The following is a 7,794-nucleotide window of genomic DNA, read 5'->3' on the forward strand; positions in this document are numbered from 1 at the left end:
GTGAAAACTCGCGAGGCGCAGCTGCATGATGACAACGTCAATGCCCAGTTGATGGCCGATGCGCTGCATCGCTGGCAGATCGATGTCAGTGCCAGCCAGCTCAACTGGCATCAGGTTGAGGCGCTGCATTTACAGCAGCGCGATCCCACGCAACCCGCCAGCTAAACCACGCACTGATGCTGATGAGCCGCTTCGCCCTTTATTCGCATCGAATTATCAAGGAGCCTGAATGAAACCCCATTCCGACAGTTTCAACGGCTGGCAGGCGCGCAAACAGCAGCGTGTCACCGCTCAGGATGAGATGCGCCCCAGCCTGCTTGATCGTCTCACCGACGATCATCCCGAGCAGCAGAACATTGAGTTGGGGCGCCAGTCAGTGAGTCATCAAACCCTGCGCACTCAGGTTCTGCGCGATCTGCAGTGGCTGTTTAACTGCATCAACAACGAAAGCCAGCACGATCTCAAGCCGTGGCCGGAAGCACGTATGTCCGTGATCAACTTCGGACTAACGCCGCTGGCCGGTAAGCGCATGTCAGAGATTGAGTGGGACGATGTGCGCACGGCGCTGCGACGCGCCATGCTGCAGTTTGAGCCGCGCATCATCCCGCATGATTTGCAGATTCGCTGCCTGACCGACGTTAACGCCCTTAACAATCACAACACCCTCTCCATCGAAATCAGCGGCAATTTGTGGTGCATTCCCTGGCCGCTGGCGTTTGTGTTTCGCACTGAACTCGATCTCGAACACAGCCGTTTTGACCTGAAGGACGCGGACGCATGAATCCACAACTGCTTGATTACTACAACCGCGAGTTAAACTACCTGCGCGAAATGGGCGCCGAGTTCGCCGATCGTTATCCCAAAGTGGCCGGACGTTTGGGCATGCAAGGTATTGAGGTCTCGGATCCTTACATTGAACGCCTGATGGAAGGTTTTGCCTTTCTCACCTCGCGCGTGCAGCTCAAAATGGATGCGGAGTTTCCACGCTTCACCGAGCAGTTGCTGGAGATGATCTACCCCAATTATCTGGCGCCCACCCCCTCCATGGCGATCGTCGAGTTTCAGCCGGATCACATGAAAGGCAAGATCAGCAGCGGCTTCTCAATTCCACGCGGCTCGCTGATTGAGAATCAGGCGATGAAAAGCAAAGGCGTCAGCTGTAAATACCGCACCGCGCATGATGTCACGCTGCTGCCACTGCAACTGCGTGAAGTCTCGCTCGGTGGCATCCCGGCTAATCTGCCCGTTTCCGCTGCTCAACTCTCTCAACGTGGTGCGGTGCGCGCGCTGCGTATCCGGTTGCAAACCACAGGCAACATCCCGCTGCATCAGCTGGAGATGGAAGATGTGCGCTTCCATCTTAGCGGAGCCGATCTGCCTGCCACTGAGCTGATGGAACTGCTGATGGCGCACTGTGTCGGCGTGCTGTATCGCAGCCTGGACAACGCTCAACACTTGCTACTGGAACCGGAAGCCCTGCATCAGCAAGGATTCGCTGCCGAAGAGGCGCTGCTGCCTGATGACCTGCGCAACTTCACTGGCTATCGCTTATTACAGGAGTACTTCGCGTTTCCGGCGCGTTTCCTGTTCTTCCGCACCAGCGGGTTGCAGCCGTTAGTGAAACAGCTGCGCGGTGCCACCGAAATGGAAATCGTGCTGCTGTTGGATAAAGCCGACGACGATCTGGAAAGCGTGGTGGATGTGTCGCATCTGGCGCTGCATTGCACGCCAGCGATCAACCTGTTTCCGCGGGTTGCTGAACGTATCCAGCTTACCGAGGGCCGCAATGACTACCACCTGGTGGTCGATAACACCAACCCGCTCGAATATGAAGTGTACAGCGTCAATCGCCTGTACGGCAGCGGCCAGTCGTTGCATGAAGAACAGGTATTCCGCCCGTTCTGGCACAGCTTTGGCAGCGATCACGGCAATTACGGAGCCTACTTTTCGCAACGGCGCGAAGCACGCACGCTGTCGGATCAGGCCAAAATTTACGGCACGCGCACCGGTTATGCCGGTTCAGAGCTGTTTGTTACCCTGGTGGATGAGCAGCAATCCCCCTGGTCCGAAGCGGTGCAGTATGTGATGGCCGATGTGCTGTGCACCAATCGCGACTTACCGCTGTTGCTCAAACAGCAAGGTATGGATCAGTTCACCCTGCCCACCTCAGCGCCGGTGCTGGGTATTCATCTGCGCAAAGGACCGAGCGCGCCACGGCCGGCGCTGGCCGCCGGTGCCACCGCATGGCGCCTGATCAGTCAACTGCAGCTTAATTACCTCAGCTTGATGGAAAGCGACGGCGATCAGGGTGCGGCCTCACTGCGTCAGCTGCTGTCGCTGTATGCCGATACCGCAGAAGCCGCCACCTCGCGCCAGATTGAAGGCGTGCGCCATTGTGAAATGCGCCCGGTGTTTCGCCGCGTGCCCGAACCGGGGCCGATTGTCTTCGCGCGGGGGATTGCCATTACCCTGACCATCGACGAACAAGCGTTTGGTGGTGCCAGTCCGTGGGTGCTCGGCAGCGTGTTAGCGACACTGTTCCGCCGCATGGTCGCCATCAACACTTTTACCGAGCTAACGATGAACAGCAGCCAGCGCGGAGAAATAGGTTACTGGCCGCCGCAAATGGGCAAGAGGTCATTGCTATGACCACGCTACGTAAAAGCTGGCGTATTGCCTGCCGCCTGCCGGATGATTTCTGGCAGCAACGCCGCGCGGCCCCTTTCCAGCATGACCTGTTTCAACTGCTGCGTCGTCTTGATGCGCAAGCGGGCAGCGCGTGGCAACTGGGACGCGCGCCGCTGCCGCGCAATGAACCGCTGCGTCTGGGACAATCGCCATCACTGGCCTTCGCCCCGTCGACCTTAGCGGGCATTCGCCAGCGTAGCAGCGATGATCTGCACGAGGTGGATATCTGGAGTTTTGGCCTGTTTGGGCCTAATGGTCCTTTGCCACTGCACCTCACGGAGTATGCCCATGAGCGCGTAACCCATTTCGGCGACCGCAGCATGGTGGCCTTCTGTAATCTGTTCCATCACCGCCTTATCCTGCTGTTTTACCGCGCCTGGGCGGATGCGCAGCCCGCCATTGCCCTCGATCGTCCGGATCGTCATCAGTTCAATCACTATCTCTCCTGCTTAACCGGCGTCGGCCAACCGGCGCTGCAGCAGGATCGCGGCAGTCTCAATGAGCATGCGCGCTATGCCCTGGCTGGCCACTTCACCCGGCAGACTCACGACGGCGAAGGGTTAACCCGCAGCCTGAGCTGGTATCTACAGGTGCCTGTCGCAATCAAACACAACATTCCGCAGTGGATGCGCATTGGCGAACGCGAACAGGCCCAGTTGCGCGCGGGTAAACATGCGCCGCGCCTCGGTGAAACCGCGTTTCTTGGCGGCGCAGTGCGCGACATTCAACACAAGTTTCGCCTGCGCCTGGGCCCGCTGCGCCTCAAGGATTATCAGCAACTGCTGCCGCGCGCGCGCCATGCCCTGCAGGTGGTGGATTGGGTACGCCACTACCTGGGTAACGAATACAACTGGGAAGTGCAGCTGGAACTGCACAGAGACGATGTGGCAGGCGTGGCCCTCGGGGGCGAACAACCGCTCGGCTATACCAGCTGGCTTGGCGAGCAGCCTGATGCACGCCACCGTGATGATTTGATTTACCAGCCAGATGCCCGGCACTGATGAATCGTGCGTTTGATCGCACGCCATTCGCCTTTTTCGCCCAAACCTGTCGGGCCGCTATGTATGGCGCCCCGGGAAAAATTTCGCGTAGATAAGGGAACACCATGTCAGATATTCGTCGCAACGTTCTGTTTAGCAAATTGAATCGCACCCTGTTCACCTCACTGGAAAGTGCCACCGCGTTTTGCAAATTACGTGGAAATCCGTATGTCGAACTGGTGCATTGGCTGCATCAACTCTGGCAACAACCCAACAGCGACTTACAACAGATTGCGCGACGTTTTGAACTGGATGACGCGCAACTCAGCAGTGATTTGGTTAGCGCTCTGGATCGCCTGCCGCGCGGAGCCAGTGCCGTGGCGGATCTCGCGGAACATATCGATAACGCCGTGGAACGTGCCTGGATCTACTGCTCGCTCAGCGTGGGAGAGACTCAGATTCGCGGCGGGCATTTGTTGCTCGCCTTGTTGAAAACGGTGGCATTACGTCATGTTGTGATGGCGATCTCCGGCGAATTTGGCCGCATCAGCGCCGATCGTTTGCTGGAGTCCTTTAGCGATTACATTCAGTCCAGCGATGAACAGCAGCAGAACATAAGTGACAACGTCACTCAATCTACATCGGTTAATACCAGCGGCGAAAATGTGCTGGCGAAATATGGCCGCGATCTCACCGCTGAAGCGCGCGCCGGGAACATCGATCCGGTGGTCGGCCGCGATGAAGAGATTCGTCAAATGATCGATATCCTGTTGCGCCGTCGCCAGAACAATCCGCTGCTGACCGGTGAAGCTGGCGTGGGTAAAACCGCGCTGGCAGAAGGTCTGGCGCAGTGTATCGCCAGCGGCAATGTGCCCCCGCCGCTCCAGCAGGTGCAACTGTGGCTGCTGGATATCGGCTTACTGCAGGCCGGCGCCTCAGTGAAAGGTGAATTTGAAGCGCGCCTGCAGGCGGTGATCAACCAGGTGCAATCCAGCCCACAGCCGATTGTGTTGTTTATCGATGAAATCCATACGCTGGTGGGCGCTGGCGGCCAGCAAGGCACGGGCGATGCCGCTAACTTGTTGAAACCGGCGTTAGCGCGCGGACAGCTGCGTACCGTGGGTGCCACCACCTGGGCGGAGTACAAAAAGTACATCGAAAAAGATCCGGCGCTGACCCGACGCTTCCAGCCGGTGCAGGTGGCAGAACCGGATGAGCAAACTGCGATTTTAATGCTGCGCCACCTGGCTCAGCCCCTGTCGCAACATCATCAGGTACTGTTGCTGGATGAAGCGTTACAGAGCGCGGTACGCCTTTCACAACGCTACATCCCGGCCCGCCAGCTGCCCGACAAAGCCATTGCCCTGCTGGATACCGCTTGCGCCCGCGTGGCGGTGAGCTTGCACCATCAACCGCCAGAGCTAGCATTTTGCCGTCAGCAGCTGGCAGCACTGCAGCTTGAAATTGACATCGCCGAACGTGAAGCCCGCCTCGGCTTCGACTCCGCCCCTGTGCGAATCGCCAAAGCACAACAGCAGCAAGTGATCTTGCAAGATGAAGAGCAGCAGTTGGATCTGCGCTGGCAACAGGCGCTGGCTCTGACCCAGCAGCTGAGTGCGCTGCGTGCAGAGCTGCTGGTCGATCAGGATGCCGAACGCAGCGCGCGCTACCAGGCGCTACAGCAGCAGCTGGACGACCTGCAAGGCGATACGCCACTGACCTTCCCGGCTGTCGACAGCAGCGTGGTGGCCAGTGTGGTCGCCGACTGGACCAGTATCCCACTTGGCCGCATGCTGCAAAGTGAACGCGATGCGGTGCTCAATCTTGCCGATACGCTGGCACAGCGGGTCATCGGTCAGCAATCGGCGCTCAACGCCATCGCGCAGCGCATCCAGACATCGCGCGCCGAACTCGACGATCCCGGCAAACCCATTGGCGTATTTATGCTGTGTGGCCCATCAGGCACCGGTAAGACCGAGACAGCACTGGCGCTGGCCGAGACCTTGTACGGCGGCGAACAGAATCTGATCACCATCAACATGAGTGAATTCCAGGAAGCGCACAGCGTCTCCACGCTCAAAGGCGCACCGCCGGGCTATGTCGGTTATGGCGAAGGCGGTGTGCTCACTGAAGCGGTACGTCGTCGCCCCTACAGCGTGGTGTTGCTGGATGAAATCGAAAAAGCGCACCCAGACGTGCACGAAATCTTCTTCCAGGTATTCGATAAAGGCTGGATGGAGGATGGCGAAGGTCGACGCATCGATTTCCGCAACACGGTGATCATTCTGACCTCGAACATCGGCAGTGATGAGCTGGCGCACGCCTGCTCTCAGACTGAAGTACAGCCGGACACGGAGACAATGAACCGCCTGCTACGCGCGCCGCTGCGCGAAGTCTTCCCCGCCGCACTGCTGGGCCGTCTGGCGGTGATTCCGTACGTGCCGCTCAGCGATGCCATGCTGATCCGCATTATCGATCTGCGGCTGGCAAAAATTCAACAGCGCTTACTCGATCGCCACGCCATCACCGCCGAGTTTGCCCCGGCCGTGGCACAACAAATTATGCAGCGCTGCACCGAAGGGGAATCCGGTGGACGCATGGTGGACGCCGTACTATCGCAGACACTGTTGCCACAAATCAGCTGTCAGTTGCTGAGTGAAGCTGCCGCAACGACGCCGCGTCGGCTGCGGGTGGATTATCAACAGACGGCTTTCCAGCTGGAATTCAGTGTGGAGGCAGAACATGAGTGAAGCCAGCAACAACACCGCATCTCAGGCGCTGCCCATCGGTTATCGCTTTAACGAGTATGAAATCCAGCAGGTAATTGGTGAAGGCGGTTTCGGCATTGTCTATCGCGCCTGGGATAGCGAGTTGGATCGTACTGTGGCCATCAAAGAGTTTATGCCGGCTTCAATTGCGCTGCGTGATGAGAATCATCATCTGCTGTTGCGCAGTGAGCGCTTTATGCGCCTCTATCAAGCGGGTTTAAACAGCTTTATGCAGGAAGCCAAAACCCTCGGGCGCTTTAACCATCCACATCTGTTGCACGTGCTGCGCTTCTGGCAAGCCAACGACACCGCCTATATGGTGACGCAGTTCTATCAGGGTGAAACGCTGAAAAGTCGCTACCTGCGTGATTTTACCCCCTGCAGTGAAGAGGCGATGCGCGACATGCTGCCGCCACTGTTGAGCGCGTTGAAAACCCTGCATGATCACGACTATCTGCATCGCGACATCGCACCGGACAATATTTTGCTGCAACAGGATGGCGCGCCGGTGCTGCTGGATTTCGGTTCAGCGTGCAAAACCATCGGACATCTGACGGATAAAACCGAGATCATGCTGAAGCCGGGTTATGCGCCGATTGAACAGTACAGTGAAGGACGCGATGGCGATCAGGGCCCGTGGACCGATATCTATGCACTGGGCGCGGTATTGCATACGCTGATTTGCGGCGAGGCACCGCCGGTAAGCGTGGTGCGTTCGCTGAGTGATAGTTATCAGCCGCTGGCTGAACGGGAGCTGAGCGGTTATTCCCGCGGTTTGCTGCATACCATCGACCAGATGCTGGCCTGCGAACCCGAGCAGCGCCCGCAGTCAATTGTCGCTCTGCGCGATCTGTTGGTGGAAAACGACCGTGAGGTGCAGTGTGATGCGCCAGAACCGGAACTGACCACTGCGCGCGAAGAAACCTTGTTGCCTGCAGTGGTGGTGCCGGAGATAGCCATGTCTGAACCGGCTATCGTGACGCCACGCACACGGCGTCCACTGTGGATTGGCGGCGGGATAGCCGCAGCGGGATTGGTGACCCTGCTTGCGGTACACGGACTGAAGAACAATAGCCCTCCACACGTGGCGGTCGCCCCAACAAAACCTGCGGTGGATGTGGCAGAACAAAAAGTGACGCCGTCACCTAAACCCGCTGTCGCGTCTGTCCCTGTTACGCCCGCGCAGATTTATCTGCGCGCAGCAGATGCCACCCAGCTGACTCAGGTGGAAATCAACGGTAAGGCGCAAAGCACGGATGATCAGGATGGCATGAAAAGGTTGAGTTTAGTTCCGGGAGACTATCAGTTGCAGGTGACGCTTAAGCAAGGCGGTCACTGGCAGCATACATTGCATATTG

The 7,794-nt window shown here is 58.1% G+C and carries 5 protein-coding genes; all 5 read left to right on the forward strand.

What is annotated here, in order from left to right:
* The first annotated feature begins 229 nt into the window (after nucleotides 1-229).
* Entirely contained in the window at nucleotides 230-781 is a 552-nt protein-coding gene (gene tssE / locus H7A81_RS23835) for a type VI secretion system baseplate subunit TssE (RefSeq protein ID WP_182058913.1), read from the forward strand.
* On the forward strand, nucleotides 778-2,649 hold the full coding sequence (tssF, locus tag H7A81_RS23840; RefSeq protein ID WP_182058914.1) for a type VI secretion system baseplate subunit TssF: 1,872 nt from the start codon (nucleotides 778-780) through the stop codon (nucleotides 2,647-2,649). The genes tssE and tssF overlap by 4 nt, the downstream gene beginning before the upstream one ends.
* The gene (tssG, locus tag H7A81_RS23845; RefSeq protein ID WP_182058915.1) at nucleotides 2,646-3,689 is read left to right on the forward strand and encodes a type VI secretion system baseplate subunit TssG; all 1,044 of its coding nucleotides are present in this window, start codon (nucleotides 2,646-2,648) and stop codon (nucleotides 3,687-3,689) included. The genes tssF and tssG overlap by 4 nt, the downstream gene beginning before the upstream one ends.
* A gap of 104 nt (nucleotides 3,690-3,793) precedes the next feature.
* The gene (gene tssH, locus H7A81_RS23850) at nucleotides 3,794-6,418 is read left to right on the forward strand and encodes a type VI secretion system ATPase TssH (RefSeq protein WP_182058916.1); all 2,625 of its coding nucleotides are present in this window, start codon (nucleotides 3,794-3,796) and stop codon (nucleotides 6,416-6,418) included.
* Nucleotides 6,411-7,794 (forward strand): serine/threonine-protein kinase (locus H7A81_RS23855; protein WP_182058917.1); only part of this gene is annotated, 1,384 nt, incomplete at its 3' end. The genes tssH and H7A81_RS23855, both read left to right, overlap by 8 nt.

The sequence above is a fragment of the Pantoea sp. ME81 genome (assembly GCF_903970985.1).
In the GTDB taxonomy this organism is placed as follows: domain Bacteria; phylum Pseudomonadota; class Gammaproteobacteria; order Enterobacterales; family Enterobacteriaceae; genus Pantoea; species Pantoea communis.